The following is a 17,707-nucleotide window of genomic DNA, read 5'->3' as shown; positions in this document are numbered from 1 at the left end:
GACGCACTGATGATTCAAATTGACTTGCCCACACTGGTAAACCGCCTTAATCCTATCGCCCGCCACGCGCTGGAAGCGGCGGCTGCACATTGCGTCAATCAGCAAGAAGCTGAAGTTACCGTTTCTCAGGTCTTGTTCCAGATGATCGCTACACCGCTATGTGATGTCAGATTGATACTGAATCATGCTGGGGTTGAAGTGGATGAGCTGCGAGAACTGCTCGACCAACGCGTTTCAGGCTACCAAGCTATCACTCAAGCCTATCCGAGCTTTTCCCCATTATTGGTGGAGTGGCTACAGGATAGTTGGTTGCTGGCATCAACCGAGATGGAACATAGCCAGTTACGCAGTGGCGTGATGTTACTGACATTATTGCTCAGTCCACTGCGCTATCTCATACCCACGGCCAGTCGATTATTATCGCCGGTTAATCGTGAGTTATTGCGCCAGAACTTTAGCGACTGGACGGCAGATTCGGCAGAAGCACCACAGCGGGAAAAAGGTGCGGATGCGAGCAGCAGCACGGCAATTAATGGTGAAAGCCTACTCGCACGCTACACCAGCAATATGACTGAACAGGCGCGTAATGGCTCGCTGGACCCGGTGTTGTGTCGCGATGAAGAGATCGATCTGATGATCGATATTCTGTGTCGCCGCCGTAAAAACAACCCGATTGTGGTGGGGGAGGCAGGTGTCGGCAAAAGTGCGTTAATCGAAGGTTTAGCCCTGCGCATCGTGGATAACCATGTGCCGGAAAAGCTACGTAACAGTGAATTAATGACACTGGACTTAGGGGCGCTTCAGGCCGGTGCTGCGGTGAAAGGGGAGTTTGAAAAACGCTTCAAAGGCATTATGGCGGAAATAGCGCAATCTACTACACCGATTATTCTGTTTATAGATGAAGCACATACGCTGATCGGCGCGGGGAATCAGCAAGGCGGGTTAGACATTTCAAATCTGCTCAAACCCGCTTTAGCGCGGGGTGAGTTAAAAACCATCGCCGCAACCACCTGGAGCGAATACAAAAAATATTTTGAGAAAGATGCCGCGCTGTCGCGTCGTTTTCAGTTGGTTAAAGTCGCCGAACCCAGTGCGGAAGAGGCAACGATTATCATGCGCGGCCTGCGCACGGTATATGAACAAGCGCACGGCGTACTGATCGATGATGAAGCATTGCAGGCGGCAGCCATGCTCAGTGATCGTTATATTTCTGGCCGCCAACTGCCAGACAAAGCTATCGATGTACTCGACACCGCCGCTGCGCGTGTCGCTATTAACCTCACTTCACCCCCGCGTCAGGTTTCGGCGCTGAAAAACCAGTTGCACCATCAGGCGATGGAAATAGAGATACTGGAGCGCGAATTGCGCCTGGGCTTAAGCTGCCCGGATGAGCGTTTAACCGTACTAAAACAGCAGCGCATGGCTATTGAACAGCAGCTCACCGAACTGAATGCGAGCTGGGAAAAACAACAAGACTTGGTGCAGCAGATTATCGCACAACGCGCGATTCTACTGGCACAAGATGCGTTGGCAACGGATGAGCAAGTGGTTAGTCTGGCCGCGCTGGGTGATGAGCTGGCACAGTTGCAGCAACATCAGACGCTAGTGTCGCCACATGTGGATAAAACTCAGATTGCGGCAGTTATTGCAGAATGGACCGGTGTTCCGTTAAATCGCCTTTCTCAGAGTGAGTTGGCGGTCGTTACCGAGTTGCCAGCTTATCTGGGTCAGCAAATCAAAGGGCAAGATTTGGCAATCCATTGCCTACACCAACACATGCTGACGGCAAGGGCAGATTTACGTCGCCCCGGCCGACCGATGGGCGCTTTCCTGCTAGTGGGGCCAAGCGGGGTGGGTAAAACAGAAACGGTATTACAGATTTCTGAATTGCTCTACGGTGGCCGCCAATATCTCACCACCATCAATATGTCTGAATTTCAGGAAAAACATACAGTTTCCCGTCTGATTGGTTCGCCACCGGGCTATGTCGGGTATGGCGAAGGGGGCGTTTTGACGGAAGCTATCCGTCAGAAGCCCTACTCGGTGGTACTACTTGATGAAGTAGAAAAGGCGCATCCAGATGTGCTGAACCTGTTCTATCAAGCCTTTGATAAAGGTGAACTGGCTGATGGCGAAGGCAGAATCATTGATTGTAAGAATATCGTGTTTTTCCTGACCTCCAATCTGGGCTACCAGACCATTGTTGATAATGCCGAAAACCCCGCATTGCTGAATGAGCAACTTTATCCTGAATTGGCTGAATTCTTTAAACCTGCTCTGCTCGCCCGGATGGAAGTTATCCCTTATTTACCGCTTGGCAAGGGAACGCTGCAAACCATTATCCACGGCAAACTGAACCGTTTGGATACGCTGTTGCGCCAACGTTTTAACGCTGATGTGGTGATTGAACCTGAGGTAATTGACGAGATATTACAGCGTGCCACCCGAGCGGAGAATGGCGCACGTATGCTTGAGTCAATTATTGATGGTGCACTGTTGCCGCCAGTTTCGCTGCTGTTATTGCAAAAAATGGCTGCCAGCGTCGCTATTAGCCATATTCGGATTGCGGTTGAGGGGAATGTGTTTACCGCACAAGTCGAGGAAGCGACATGAGACAACGGCTAAAGAGCGCACTCACTCTGCTGGACAATGACTCTGTCGAACAACTGATCCACTGCTTTCTTGAGGTTAACCATCGCCGGCAAAGGTTCAGTGCCTTGATGGTATCGATGTTTAACGCCAGTGAAGGGCGTCTTGATTGTTATCATTATCCCGATAAAAATCAACGTATCTCATTGAAGTTAGACGCAAATATTGAAGATGTTAATCATCCGTTAATTCAAGTTTTGCGCAATGGCTTACCCGAAACCTGGGACAGTTTGTATCAGGGGGTGCGGATTGAAGATGATGATTTCCGTGGCTTTATTCAGGAATTACCCACCGGATGCGGCTTGTATGCCCTGCCACTGTTTGATTTTCAGGGGCGCGCATGTGGTGTGATTGCGGTTTTTGCCGAGAACATTGAGCGCTTCGCTGATACCCGTGGAATATTTGGTATTTATTGCCACATATTTCAGCATCGTCTGCATAAATTGCAGGAGATGGAATCACTGAGATCACAATTAAGCCAGATTCGCAGTGTATTTAAGCAGCAGCGGCAACGTGAGAAACAGTTAGATGAGTTGCTGGTGTCGCTAAGCACGTCTGATAGCAACGCCTTGCCGGGTTTATCTCAAGATTACAGCAAGATAGATGATCTGACTGAAGCCGTAGAGGCATTGGAATGTGCCGTATTGACGCAGCGCCAGCGTTTATACGGTAAGGATAAAAACCGCATTGCTGCCAGTTTGGGGATAGCACCGCGCACCTTAGCCTATAAGTTGGCGAAATACAGGTGCCAGATATGAATACGTGGTTATTGATAAGTCTGTTGCTCTTCTCCAACCCGCATACGGGCGCTTTTTTGGACATGCGAGTAAGCCGCCCTGCGGAAGATACCAGCAAGCTGGCGATAGTGATGCGCTGTCGCAGTGAAACCTCGGCATTGGTGCGGCTGGATTGTTATGACAATGCGCTCTCCTCACCATCAGACGTCGGGCAACGTTCGCAGAACACCGGCCCTGCGTGGCAACGAGCCATGAATCAGGAAAAAGGGCGCACTGACCACTCCACCGCATTCCTGGTGACACAAGGTGAAGGTGTGAATCCGATGGTGCTTATTACCACCCCGGCGATTGGCGTTCCGCCACCGCGACCGGTGCTGATGTTGAGCTGTATTGACAATATCACTCGCCTACAAGTTGCCCTGGTGGGGCCACAGAAAGAGGGTGAAGTCACGTTGGCTGCTGATAATACCCGTTTTGACGTGCATTGGTTTTTACGTGAAAACGGCTACTTGCTTGAGTCCAGCCGTGGTCTGGCGGGGATTGATGAGATTAAGCGCCTGATGTCGGCTGAGACACTGACTATCGAGAGCACTCATGGCAACTTCCCTCGGCTGACATTTAACATTTCCCAGTTAACGCAGGCATTGAAACCGCTGCGTAACGCCTGTCATTGGTAAGGTCTATGGATATTACATCACAGCATCCGTGGCATAAATTACTGCGGATGCCTTTGTCACCAGAACAGACCGCACAGCCATTGGCCGATGATAACCCGCAGTGGGAATACATTGATGGCCAAATGGTTAAGTTAGGTTCGCTGGCCCATACCACGCTGAATATTGATGATATTCAGCAACAGGCGATGGCACTGCTGTCTGAGGAAAGCAAAGATTTCCGCCTGATGGTACATCTCCTTCGCACCTTACAACACGCAGGGCAGCCGGATGAACTGATGCTGGCTATCTCATTACTGACCGAATACGTGCAACTTTTTTGGATTGAGGCATGGCCGCAAAACCCATCCCATAAACGGCGTTTTGCCCAACAAATTCTGAAACGTTTCGACAGTGCCAGCAGCAGTTTTAGCCAGCGGGCAAATGATGCACAGCGCGAGAGTGTGCAAGGGTTGCTGGCTCATTTAGCGCAGGTTTGGCATAGCAGTGAACCGAGTCTGGCAAAAGAGGTGGATGGATTACGTGCGCGTTATGCGCGAAAACCCGAACGGTTTGTTGAAGCAATTACAACTGAGCAGCCGCACCCACCCCATTCGGTCATCGCGGCAACAACCCCGACCACCGCGACCACGCCGACGATGAGCATTGATAACTCTAGTGACAAAGCCTGGCGGCAAACATTGCTCAAAATGGCCGATTTGTTGTGTGAGCTTCAGCCCGATGTGGCGATAGGATTTAGATTGCGACGTCATGCGGTGTGGGGAACGTTAACGGCTCCGCCGATGGCGCAGAGTGATGGACGTACCCCGTTGGCCGCAGTTTCAGGAGATCGAGTCGCTGATTATTTAGCGCAGTTGCCCAATGCCGATTTGTCATTGTGGCAGCAGGTGGAACAGAGCCTGACACTCGCACCCTATTGGTTCGACGGACATGTACTTTCGGCGCAAATTGCAAAACGGCTTGGTTATGAACCCGTTGCACAGGCTATCAATGACGAACTCAACACTTTTTTAGCCCGAATTCCCACACTAAGAACCCTCTTTTTTACTGATATGACACCCTTTATTTCCGCTGAATCCACCGTCTGGTTACAGCAGGATACCGGGCATCAGAGCGGCAGTAGCACTCTTGAACAGGATGAAATTTGGCAATGCTATCAACAGCAAGGATTGGAAGCCGCATTACAGGTTATCGACAGGCAACCGCAGCAATCCGAACCACGGGACCGTTTTTACCATCAATTGCTCAGTGCACAGTTATTGGAAAAAGCGGGTTTAACTGCACTGGCGCAGCAGCAATACCACAGCTTATTGCAGGTCGGACAGCAATTGCAGTTAAGCGAATGGGAGCCTGCGTTGATGGCGTTGCTGACAGAAAAACAGCGACAGCTCAAACCATGATGATCTTGCCCTGGAACAGGAGCGTTAGTGCATGAAACTGCCCTTTTTTATACGCATTGCCAAGCCCGCAATTCCTCGGCTAAAAGCGTCAGTACCGGTGGTATTGATCTTATTGGCTTGCGCGGCATTAATTTGGGTGTGGATCTACGGCCCCGCGTGGCAGCTTGGGGAAGATCACCCGTTTGAGACACGGTTAAGCCGTTGGTTGGTGACTGCCATTTTTGTCCTGGTGGCTGTTTGCTGGCTGAGTCTGAAAGTCATGAAGCGGTTACAACAATTGGAAAAACTCCAGTTGCAGGTAAAAACGCAAATTGATGACCCTATCAGTGCTGATATTGAACAACAAAACCACTACCTGAATGTCTGGAAGCAGCAACTTCAGCGTCACCTGAATACCCCGTCATACTTGTATCGCTTACCGTGGTATATGGTTATTGGCGCACGCAACAGTGGTAAAAGTACGCTGATCAAAGAGGGGTATAAGCTGACAGAAATCGCCCCCTCAGCGCGAATTAATATGGAGGACGCGGCGGATCTGCGCGTCAGATGCTGGTTAGGGGAGCAGGCGGTCATTATTGATCCCGCCGGTGAGTTGATAGAACAACCTGTTACCTCCATAGCAGGAAAAACGTCACTAAACAGCCGCTTATGGCAGAGTTTACTGTCCTGGCTGGTGGCGCAGCGTCAACGTCAACCGCTGAATGGCATTATTCTTACGGTTGATCTCCATCAGATGATGACCTCGAATAAAACCCAGCGTGAGACTTACGTTGCCGATATCCATCAGCGTTTGCAGGATATCCGGTTGGCATTGCACTGCCAGGTGCCACTGTATGTCGTTTTCACCAAAATGGATCTGTTGTATGGGTTCGAAGCAATGTATCAATCGCTGGATAAAGCCCAGCGTGAAGCGGTATTGGGGGTGACGTTTAGCCTAAATGCCGTGAATCCAGAAGAGTGGCGCACGGAGTTACAACAGTTTTGGCAGCAATGGGTCACCCAACTCAACAGCGCGATGCCAGATATGATGCTTAACAGTGTTGATGCAGGCCAACGCAGTCAGTTGTTCAGTTTTACCCGCCAGGTGCAAGGGCTGCATGAGTACGTGGTGCAATTGCTGGAGGGGATTTTGTACAGCGGGGATAATGCCCAGCCATTGCTTCGCGGTATTTATCTCACCTCCGCCCAGCAGCGTGGGCAAATGGACGATATCTTTACCCAATCGGCGGCTGTGCAGTATCACCTTGCGCCGCAGGCATTCCCGACCTGGCCGGTTGCCGATACCGCTCCTTATTTTACCAAGGCGCTGTTTAATCAAGTGCTGCTGGCCGAGCCTAACTTGGCGGGAGAAAATAGTATCTGGTTGCGTCATGCCAGAAAGCGCATGATCGTTTTTTCCTGTATTGGCGCGCTGACAGCCCTGATCCTGTGGGGCTATTGGCACTATTACTACCAGGCAAACTACCGCGCTGGGCAAGAGGTATTAGCGCAAGCAAAAACCTTCTTATCGATCCCGCCACCCAAAGGTGATGATCGCTTTGGCAATTTACAACTGCCCTTGCTGAACCCCATTCGTGATGCCACGCTGGCTTATGGCAATTACCATGAGCGAAACTCTCTCCTCGCTGATATGGGGCTGTATCAGGGCAATAATATCGGCCCATACGTTGAAAGCACCTACCTGCAACTGCTACAGCAGCGTTTTGTTCCGGCGCTGATGAGCGGCCTGTTGGAGCAGTTGAATGCCGCCCCAAAGGGCAGCGAGGAGAAGCTTGAGATCCTGCGTGTGATGCGGATGTTAGAAGACGGCAGTGGGCGAAATATACCGCTGGTTGAACAATATATGAGCCATCGCTGGAGTCAGCAATTCAATGGTCAGCGCGAGCTGCAACAGCAATTGCTGGGTCATTTGAACTATGCGTTACAACATACCGATTGGCACGCTGCGCGGGAAGATGGCGATCAATATGCGATTAAGAGTTTTGTACCTTATCTGAAGCCGATTCAGTTAGCGCAGCAAGAGTTAAGTAAACTCTCTATCTATCAACGTGTTTATCAGAATCTGCGCATCAAAGCGCAAGATGCATTGCCGCCAGCGCTCGACCTACGTGACCAGATTGGCGCAAGTTTTGATGATGTATTTGTCTCCAGTAACGATCGTTTGTTGGTTATTCCGCAGTTTCTGACACGTAACGGTTTGCAGAACTATTTTGTCAAACAGAATGATCAACTGGTTGAACTGACCGTGATGGATAGCTGGGTGCTCAATCTCAGCAAGAATGTTGAGTATAGCGAAGCTGATCGTAAAGAGATCCAGCGGCAGGTTACCGAACAGTACCTCGGCGACTATACCGCCACCTGGCGCGCTGCCATGAATAACCTGTCAGTCGGTGAGTTTGAGGATTTACCGCAAGCGATCAGTGCGATTGAACAGGTGATCAGCGGCGAGCAGCCTTTCCGCCGCGCATTACAGACGCTGAGTGATAACACGCGCTTACCCGCCATACCTGATTCAATAGTCGCTAAAGAGCGTCAGGATCTGATGCAGAAGTCAGATTACCTGCTGCTGGCACGTATCAATCGTGAGTTTGCGCCTGAGACGGCGATATTGGTTGAGAATGGCGACAAAGGCAGCGTGATCCAGAGCGTTTACCAGAAATTGACCGAATTACACCGTTATCTGTTGGCGATTCAGAACTCACCTGCGCCAGGGAAAGCGGCGTTGAAAGCGGTTCAATTGCGTTTGGATCAAAACAACAGTGATCCTATCTTCGAAGTACAGCAGCAGGCAAAAAACTTGCCGGAACCCCTGAATCGCTGGGTGGGCGACCTGGCTGAACAAGCCTGGCGGGTGGTGATGATGGAGGCTATCCAATCACTGGAAGTCGAGTGGAATGAGACTGTGATCAAACAGTATCAAACCTATCTGGCTGGCCGTTATCCGTTCGATCCTAACTCAAAACAGGATGTGCCATTGAGTGAGTTTGAACGCTTCTTTGGGCCAAAAGGCACCCTTGATGCGTTCTATCAACAAAACTTGAAGCCCTTTGTTGAGAACAACCTGACCAGCGGCAGTGATGGTCAATTGCTGATCCGGCCTGATGTTTTACAACAACTGGCGCAGGCGCAGAAGATCCGCGACACCTTCTTCTCGGCACAAAATGGTCTGGGCACGCAGTTTGCGATTGAACCGGTCATGTTGAGTGGTAATAAACGGCGCAGCGTATTGAATCTGGACGGGCAACTGCTGGATTACGCGCATGGCCGCAGCGGTGTGGTGAATCTGGTTTGGCCAAACTCCATGCGTGCGGGTGTCGAAAGCAAGTTGACCTTGGTGCCGGATGAAAGCGGCAAATCGCCGCGATCCCTGAGCTTTACTGGCCCGTGGGCACAATTACGGCTGATTAATGCCGGCGAGCTAACCAATGTTGGCAGCAACTCCTTTGATGTCCGCTTTATGGTCGATGGTGGTGAAATGACGTATCGCATCTCCGTTGATGAGTCAGATAACCCATTCGCAGGTGGGCTATTTAGTCAATTCAGCCTGCCGGACACCCTGTATTAATCGTTGTCATCGAGTCTCCCTGCAACGCGCAGGGAGATAGCTAAAGGATGAGTACGCATGAGCGAAACCTCGCAAGATATCATCATTCAAATCGGTACTGATCCGCGACACAGGCCGGAGTTCAGTGCTATTCGTGAAGAGATCAACAAGATCAATCACCCAGCGCGGCCAGAAGTAAGTTGGCGTCTCATCGAATCATTGGCGCTAACCCTGTTTCGCACCAATGGGGTGGATCTGCAAACGGCGGTGTATTACACCCTGGCGCGCACGCAGAGAAATGGATTGGCCGGGTTTACCGAAGGTTGTGAGTTGCTGGCGGGGATGGTTATCAGCCAGTGGGAGCAACTATGGCCGGAGCAACCGCAGGCTCGCACTGAAATATTGGAATGGTTTAATGCCAGAGTCGGTAGCCAACTGCGTCAGCACGATTTTAGCCGTGATGATTTGCGCCTGGTGTACCGCGCTGAGCGGGCATTGCAGTTGCTTTGTGACAAGCTGCAACAAGTCGAGCTAAAGCGGGTTCCGCGCTTGGAAAACTTGCTTTATCTGATGCAGAACACCGCAAAAAGGCTTGAAGCGGAGAATGAAGCGGCAAAACAGCCCGCGTCAGCTCCTCTCAAAATGCCCTCACTGGTGTATCTATCTGTTGCGGATTCAGAGCCGATTCGCACCGCATTTTCTGCCGCAGAACGCCAATCGACACAAGAGTCGTCCACCAACATTGAAGTCCGTTTTGCCGCACCGGCCAAAAAACGTATGCCAGCCTTGTGGGGCTTTGCCACCGGTGTGTTGCTCAGCGTTCTGGCCGCTGGCGTGGTTTATTTCGTCCATATCAAGCCCATGCAGCAGCAACTTGCGGCATTGGCAGCGAAACCTGAAGGGGCGGCGTTGTTATGGCTCAGCCACCCGCAGGTGGCCACTTATGGCAACCAACTGAGCAGCCTGGAAAATATCTCTCCATTGGCCGGGTTACGCACAGCCGATATCTCGGTGGCACTGGCCCGCCAGCTTTGGCCAGCAGACCCGAATCAGGTGGCTGAAAGTGAACGTTGGGCGCAGTTGTTACAAGCTCGTATTGGCACGAGAGTCGCTGAGAGTAGTTATTTCCAAATACAGCAACGGCTGCAAGCGCTCTCTCAGAAATTGATCGAACAGGAGCAATCACGCGGCAGCCTGACTATCTCTTATTTGAAAACGGCGGTTTACCAAATGCAAACCGAACTGAACCGAGAAATACCACTGGAAGAGTTACTGCGACAACTGGCCGTGACCCGTGAGCAACACCAACCGGCGTCACCGGTATTAATCAAACAGATAGATGAGCGCTGGAACGCATTACTCAGCCGTTATCACCAATTAACGCAGCAGACCAACTCTGCACGTTAACATCCTGGAAGGAGCAAATATGTTTGCTGATGATAAAAAAGCCAACGTGAAAGGCAGTGTAAAGCCAAATAATACGGTAACGCCAGATGCCGCCGCGACGCTCAGTGGTGAACAGGTTGTGGGGATGGCAGGTGGTTTGGGTGACGTGGTGGGCGGAACCGCAGGCAAACGCGTTAATCAGGCTGCGGACTTGGCAAAAACAGCGCTGGACGCCAAAGCCAAAGTGCTGGATGGGGGGATTGTACCCACGAATGCTATTGCCGGTAAGGCACCCACACTGAGCGGTGGAACAATGGCAGGCATGAGTTCTGGTGTGGGTGCTGCACTACCGGGGGCATCTGCGCTTGCTGCTGCGATAAAACAGCCCTCCGGCCTACAATTTACGCTGACCACCGCCGGTTTAGCGCCGCAGACATTTGTGGTGGTAGACTTTTCATTAAGTGAAATGCTCTCATCGCCGTTTGTACTCAATGTCGGGCTGGCAAGTGCTGACCCTTCAGTGGATTTTGCGGCGGTGCTGGATGAAGATGCGACACTGTTTGTCTGGCGCGATGGCGTGCTGCAACGCAGTGTGACCGGCATGGTAGCCAGCTTTGAGCAAGGGGATACCGGGTTTCATCAGACCCGTTATAGCATGGTCATTCGCCCGGCGCTGTGGCGCACCAGCTTGCGGCGTAACTCACGTATCTTCCAGCAAGAATCGATTGAAAGCATTACCACCACGCTGCTAAAAGAAAATGGCATTAATGATTTTGCTTTTGGCTTTCGCAATCCACATCCCGCGCGCGAGTTTTGCGTGCAATACCAAGAATCTGATTTTGATTTTATCCAGCGCCTGACGGCGGAAGAAGGGATTTTTTACTACTTCGAATTCAGCGCTGGCAAGAACACGATAGTGTATGCCGATGACGTTGGCTCCCTGCCTAAGGGCGCATCACTGCCGTATAACCCCAATGTGGCGGCACAAGCGCAAGAGTTGTGTGTGACCACCTTTACCCGCAGTGCGCAGGTGCGCCCGGCAATGGTGCAGTTAAAAGATTACACCTTCAAAAATCCGAATTGGTCCGCCGCATTTAGCGAACAATCCGGTGAACTGCAAAACCAGCGCCCAGACTATGAACACTTTGATTTCCCTGGGCGGTTTAAAGACGAACAGCACGGTCAGGACTTTACCCGTTATCGCCTGGAAGCGCTGCGTAATGACGCCAACCTTGGACAAGGTGAAAGCAACGATTTTACCCTGCAACCGGGGCAATTATTCAGCTTAACCAACCACCCGCGCAGTGATTTAAATCATTCATGGCAACTGCTTGGTGTTCAACATACTGGCAAACAGATGCAGGCGCTGGAGCAAGAGTCCGGTGACCAAGGTACGGTGCTATTCAACCATTTCAGCTTTATCCCACCAACACAGACCTGGCGGCCAACGCCATTGCCAAAACCGGCGATGGATGGCCCGCAAATAGCGATGGTTGTCGGGCCGCCGGGGGAAGAGATTTACTGTGATGAGTTTGGCCGTATCCGCCTGCAATTCCTGTGGGATCGCTATGGTCAAAGTAATGATAACAGTTCGTGCTGGATACGCGTGACACAACCGTGGGCCGGTCAGGGCTGGGGAATGCTGGCGATTCCGCGTATCGGTCAGGAAGTGGTGGTTGATTTCCTGCATGGCGATCCAGACCAACCTATCGTCACCGGGCGCACCTATCACGCCAACAACATCCCGCCCGGATCATTGCCCGCCAGTAAAACCCAGATGGCGTTCCGTTCGAAAACCCATAAAGGCGAAGGCTTTAACGAGATGAGGTTTGAGGATGCCAAGGGGGGGGAAGGGCTGTTTCTTCATGCCCAGAAGGATATGACCACCACGGTAAAAAATGACCAAAACCTCACCGTTGAGTCAGGCAATCGAACATTAAATATTCTTGCGGGTAACGAAAGCAAAACGGTGAAGCAAGGGGGGCTGTCAGAAAACGTCTGCACCATGAGAAGCACTGACGCCAACCAGGTTCAGGTTAAAGCGAAAGCCGGTAAAAGTGGGGCGGGAACACAGCTTTATGAAGCATCGGATGATATTACGCTGAAAGTCGGAGCCGGTGAAATAAAAATGACTACCTCAAGTATTGTGCTCAAATTTGCTGGCTCAAGTATTCAGCTTGATGCCGGAGGGATATTCATTAATGGCCCGGTTATTAATTTGAATAAATAAATGCATTACTAACGGTGCCCGAATTGATTGGGCACCCAAGTCATATTATTAATCAGGGATCACCTATGTCTAATCCGAATGAACTTTCGCCTTTTCATTTTAACGAAGGCTCTATTGAGCTACCTGCTGCCTGGAAAGATCTCAGCGTATTGGTGCTGAGTGCGGCGGATAACGATAAGAGTGGTATTAGTTTCACTATATCCAGAGATGTTATTGCGTGGGGAATGTCATTTAATCAGTTTGGTGAAAGCGAAATTTCCAGCTTATCTAACCAACTGAAAGATTATCAGCAAATAAATAAAGAAGATCGAGAACTCAACGCCCGTAAAACCATTATTTCCGAGTTCAGTTGGTCATCACCACAAGGGCCAATCCATCAATTAATGATGCTGCTGGATCTTACCCCAAAAGTCTTAGTATTTACCGCTACCATCCCCGGAAATATGACTGATGAACAGCGACAGCAAATAGGTCTGCTGATGAATACATTCCAATTACGGGATACCGCCGCGGCAGGTACAGCCGAAGCACAGTAATAGGAGAGGATGATGAGTATTGGGCAAGGAGTATGGACAGGTGCCGGTGCTGCGGGTGGCCGGTCGGCTGTTCGTCAAGAAGTGATGGATCAGCAACGTGGTGCATCGCCACCCAACACCAATGAAGGCGGTGCTGAGTCTTTTAATGAACAAGCCCTCAACTTTATGGAAAGTGAAGGGGTAAACAATACGGTTACCGCAGGCATGGGCGCTTATGCCATTGCTACTGGCGCGGGGGCACCCTTTGCCGTGGGGTTGGCCGCAGGTTATGTCGGGGCCAAGGCTGGGAGCTATGTCGGTGAAAAAGCAGGTGACGCCATTGCTGAGTCACTGGGCTGGAAAAAGGTCGCAACAGATGGCGATGCTCCGGCTCGTATGGGTGATTTTATTGCGCACCAGAAAAAAGATCTCGGTTCTTGGGGGGCACTGGGCGGCATACTGCTGGGGGCGGTTGCCGCTGTCGCTGTCGGGGCACTGGTGGTCGCAACCGGTGGTGCCGCGCTGGTGGTGGTGGCCGCCGCTGCTGCCGCAGGTGGTTTTGTAGGAGCCGGTGTTGCCGTGGCCGGAGCGGTGATGGGGCAGTACGGTGATAATAAAGGTACGATTCTTAGCGGTTCTCCTGACGTGTTTTTTGAGGGCAAACCCGTCGCGCGAGTGGGCGATCCCATTATTTGTAGCGACCATCCCGGAGCGCCGCCGGTTATCGCTGAAGGGGCAAAAACGGTTTATGCCAACGGCAAGCAGATTGCCCGTTTGGGGCACCGTACCACCTGTGATGCCAATATCAATAGCGGTGCTGCCACTATCGCTGAAACTAAAGAAACAGCACAAGTCTTTGCCGTAAAAGACAGCCGTAGTTCAGCCTTACGTTGGGTGACAATTGTTGCCAGTTACCTGCCACTGCCAAAAGGGAAAAAAGGCGAGAAACCTAAAAAATCCGTTGAAGCAGAAGGGTGTAGCAACAATAAATGTACCAGACCGGGTGAGCCGGTAGATGCGGCCACAGGCGACTTCCTGCAAGTGTGGCCGATGATTGATATCCCCGGATTACTGCCACTCAATTTGACCCGGCTCTACCGTTCCAGCGGGACATTATCGGGCAGTTTTGGTGCTAAATGGGCCGATAGTTGGTCACAGCATCTTATTATTGAGCAGGATATTATTCGTTTTCGCAACCATGAAGGCGTGTTGCTGAGCTATGATGCGCCGCAAGATGACGATGATGTTCAAGCGGTAAACCTGCATGAAGGCCAGTACCTGTTATACGGCCAACGTAGCGGTGTGCTGCATATCTTCAACCGCCAAACCCAACAGATCCTGAGTTTTGCAGAAAGACAGGGTGATTCTCGCTGCTTATCGGCAATCAGCGACCGTTTTGGTAACCAAATTCGTTTTCGTTATTCTGTTGATCAGCAGCTTTCCCGCATTGAGCATAGTGTGGGTTATGCGCTTGAACTGAGCTATCAGCAGCAGCAACTGACCCTGATTGAGCTGGTCACTGCGGCTCAACGCCAATGGCTGGTTAAATGTCGCTATGACGAAAATGGCCTGTTGGCTGAATGCGACACCTTCCAGTTCACCCACCTTTATCATACCTATAATGCCGCCGGCCATATGACTCGCTGGCATGATACTGACAAAACTGATGCCTATATTCATTATGACCAACTTGGCAGAGTGCTTTCTACCCGCACCGCCAGCGGACATTATCAGGATCGCTTTAGTTATGATGATGTGGCCCGCTGTACTACCTATCAGGATGCCGAAGGGGGATTCACTCGCTTTTGGTATAACACTGATGGTCAGGTGATCCGCGAAGTTGACCCATTGGGGCGCGAGCACCTGACGGAGTGGGCATTCAGCAATAAACTTTCAGAAACGGACGCCTTAGGGCGCACTCTGGTGTTCCAGCGCAATCCGCACAGTGAATTGCAGCAGGTGGTTACCCCCGCAGGTGATACCTATCGCTATGACTACAATGGTTTTGGGCAAATCACGCAAAGCACCTTACCTGATGGTAAGTGCTGGCAATTTATCTACGGCGATAACGGTGAATTGTGCAACGTTGTTGACCCACAGGGGCGGCGGCAGGAATACCGTTATGGTGAGCAGGGTGAGCTGGTGCGGCAAATCTTGCCCGACGGCATTGAATGGCGTTATCGCTATAACACTCAGTATCAAGTTAGTGAGATTATCGCCCCCGATGGCGGCGTAACCTTGCTGAATCAGGACATTTTTGGCCGGATACTCGATACCCAAGACCCGTTAGGTCAGACGACCCGCTCTATCTACAGCCCACAACATGCCAGTCCCGCTGGCAGCGTGAATCACGTCTATCTCCCCGATGGCGTGGAGCAGGCGATAGCCTATGACAGTGAAAAACGAGTCGCGGCTCTGACCGATGGTGCAGGCAAAACCACGCGCTATGAGTACGGTGGTTTTGATTTACTGGTTGGCCTGACGCGCCCCGATGGGCAACGACTGCAATTTGGTTATGACAAGCTGACGCGATTTAATCAGGTGACCAATGCATTAGGGGAAACATATCGTTATAGCCATGATTTAGCCGGACAAATTGTAGCTGAAACGGATTTTACCGGGCGCACCCTTCACTATCAATACGATGCCGTTGGCCGACGCATTTGGGCGCGCTATCCCGATGGCCGTCTGATCCGCTGGCACTATTCAATCCGTGATCAGGTCGTGGAGCAACAGACCTGGCGCTGCGATGAACTCAGCTCCTCGCTGGTTGCCCGTGTCAGTTATAACTATGACGACAGCGGCCGTTTGCTTAAAGCGGAGAATGCGGCTGCGGTGGTTGAATTCGACTACGACGATTCAGGCCAGCTAATCGCCGAACGGCTCAATGGCCGTGAAATACAGCATCAATGGGATGCGTTAACCGGCACACCGAGCGCCCGTCGGGTGGGTGAACTGGGGCTGGAATTTGTTTACGGCTCACTGGGGGAACTGACCCAGCTACAGCTTGCCGGTCATCAGCCCCTGCGTTTGCAGCACGATAAGTTAGGGCGGGAAACCGTGCGCGAAAGTGCGGCCGGGTTTATTCAGGCGAGCAATTATACCCCGACCGGGCTGTTGGCTAATCAGGCTGCGGGGCGCAACTCTGCGCTATTCCAACAACAGTTGGCGGCACCGGAGGGCGCGGCAACTCCCGCGTTGTACGGCAGCGCGGTCAATCGCAGTTGGCAGTATGATCGTGCGTATAATGTGGTGGGGATTGATGATAGCCGCTGGGGGAAAACCCGCTATCAGTATGACCTTAACGACCAGATAGTGCGTGCTGACTTCGGTGGCTTCCTGCCGTTGCAGGAGCAATTTAGCTATGATGCAAACCACAACCTGACCTGGCAGGCGCGTTTACCGCGGGGTGCGACGGCGGTTTTAGAACAGGATGCGCAACATCAGTTAGCGGGGCGGGTTATTTCGCGCGGTAACAACCAATATCACTACGATAAAGCGGGAAGACTGAGTGAAAAACGTGAACTTAAGGACGGGTTCCGGCCACAGGTGTGGCGCTATCACTGGGATGAACAGGATCAGTTATCCGAGTTGATGACCCCTTCCGGTGAGCGTTGGCGCTATGGTTATGATGCCTTTGGGCGGCGAATTCGGAAATTGCGTTTGGTCAGCAACGCGCCAGCCGCTTCAACTCAAGGTGATGAAACGGCGGCATCAGAGAAAACCGGCCAGGTGGGTTATGAATACCTGTGGAGTGGTGATCAGCTGATTGAAGAAGTGCCGATCTATGCTGATGGCACGGCGGCTTATGATCAAAGTATTCACTGGCTATATGCGCCGGGGGCATTAACGCCCGCGGCCCGCTATGAAAACGGTAAATTACATTATGTGGTAGCCGACCACCTTGGCACGCCGCGCGAGCTGCTCAATGAGCAAGGCAAAGTGGTGTGGGCGAACCGCCTGAGCACCTGGGGCCGCGCCGAGTTATGGCGGCAAGCGGCGAACGATGAAGATAATGTCACCTGCAACCTGCGTTTTGCCGGTCAGTATGCGGATGCGGAGTCCGGGTTGCATTACAACCGTTTCCGCTATTATGATGGTGAAACAGGGCAATATTTATGCCCAGACCCGATAGGGCTGTTGGGGGGGATGAACCCTTATGCATATGTTCCAAACCCACTGACGTGGACTGATCCGCTAGGGTTAGCAAAATGTGGCGTTGGCGAATATAAAGATGTTGGTGGCCATCACGTACATGCTAAAGCAGGGTTTAAAAATAACGTCAAGTATGATCCTAAAAAAGGATTTTCAATTAGCCAAGATTATATGGATAAGATGGGATTAGACCATCAGGCTATGACCTCATATCAAAGACAGGCGTTCAAAAATCTTTATAATAGTGGGCGTTCTAATTCTTTTAGCGAACACACGAAAATAGCAGTCAATGCATTAGAGGCAGGGGGCGCAACAACACAGCAAGCAAGAGACCTTGTTGCTCAATCATTATGGAATTTACGTTCTCAAGGCGCACTTTCCCCCTCAAATATTCCTTGGTATCAATAGGGTGTAACT

9 protein-coding genes are annotated in these 17,707 nt (G+C 51.4%); all 9 read left to right on the top strand.

Annotated elements, in window-relative coordinates; all coding sequences use genetic code 11:
- Positions 1-9: 9 nt before the first annotated feature.
- The 9 genes from tssH (at position 10) to AT01_RS09160 (ending at position 17,698) form a co-directional block, all read left to right on the top strand.
- Positions 10-2,613, top strand: a complete 2,604-nt coding sequence (gene tssH, locus AT01_RS09200; RefSeq protein WP_042546927.1) for a type VI secretion system ATPase TssH — start codon at positions 10-12, stop codon at positions 2,611-2,613.
- Positions 2,610-3,407, top strand: coding sequence for a Fis family transcriptional regulator (locus tag AT01_RS09195; RefSeq protein ID WP_042546926.1), 798 nt, complete (start codon positions 2,610-2,612; stop codon positions 3,405-3,407). Before tssH ends, AT01_RS09195 begins: the two co-directional genes overlap by 4 nt.
- Positions 3,404-4,063: a type VI secretion system-associated protein VasI gene (vasI, locus tag AT01_RS09190; RefSeq protein ID WP_042546925.1), complete on the top strand. Its 660-nt coding sequence runs from the start codon at positions 3,404-3,406 to the stop codon at positions 4,061-4,063. The genes AT01_RS09195 and vasI overlap by 4 nt, the downstream gene beginning before the upstream one ends.
- Positions 4,064-4,068: 5 nt before the next feature.
- Entirely contained in the window at positions 4,069-5,460 is a 1,392-nt protein-coding gene (gene tssA, locus AT01_RS09185; protein WP_042546924.1) for a type VI secretion system protein TssA, read from the top strand.
- A 31-nt stretch (positions 5,461-5,491) separates the two neighbouring features.
- On the top strand, positions 5,492-9,025 hold the full coding sequence (gene tssM, locus AT01_RS09180; protein ID WP_042546923.1) for a type VI secretion system membrane subunit TssM: 3,534 nt from the start codon (positions 5,492-5,494) through the stop codon (positions 9,023-9,025).
- 57 nt (positions 9,026-9,082) lie between these two features.
- Positions 9,083-10,411 carry a VasL domain-containing protein gene (locus AT01_RS09175; protein WP_042546922.1) on the top strand — a complete coding sequence of 443 codons (1,329 nt, stop codon included), beginning with the start codon at positions 9,083-9,085 and terminating at the stop codon, positions 10,409-10,411.
- Between the two features lie 292 nt (positions 10,412-10,703).
- Positions 10,704-12,620: a type VI secretion system Vgr family protein gene (locus AT01_RS09170; protein WP_391592614.1), complete on the top strand. Its 1,917-nt coding sequence runs from the start codon at positions 10,704-10,706 to the stop codon at positions 12,618-12,620.
- Positions 12,621-12,685: 65 nt separating this feature from the next.
- Positions 12,686-13,156, top strand: a complete 471-nt coding sequence (locus AT01_RS09165) for a DcrB-related protein (protein WP_042546920.1) — start codon at positions 12,686-12,688, stop codon at positions 13,154-13,156.
- A 12-nt stretch (positions 13,157-13,168) separates the two neighbouring features.
- A complete protein-coding gene (locus tag AT01_RS09160; RefSeq protein ID WP_071841506.1) occupies positions 13,169-17,698 on the top strand; it encodes an RHS repeat-associated core domain-containing protein in 4,530 nt (1,509 codons plus the stop codon).
- The last annotated feature ends 9 nt before the right edge of the window (positions 17,699-17,707 follow it).

Origin of the sequence: Yersinia aldovae 670-83 (assembly GCF_000834395.1) — a bacterium.
Classification (GTDB): Bacteria; Pseudomonadota; Gammaproteobacteria; order Enterobacterales; family Enterobacteriaceae; genus Yersinia; species Yersinia aldovae.
Note: the sequence above shows the minus strand (reverse complement) of the source record. Positions and strands in the feature narration are given on the sequence as shown.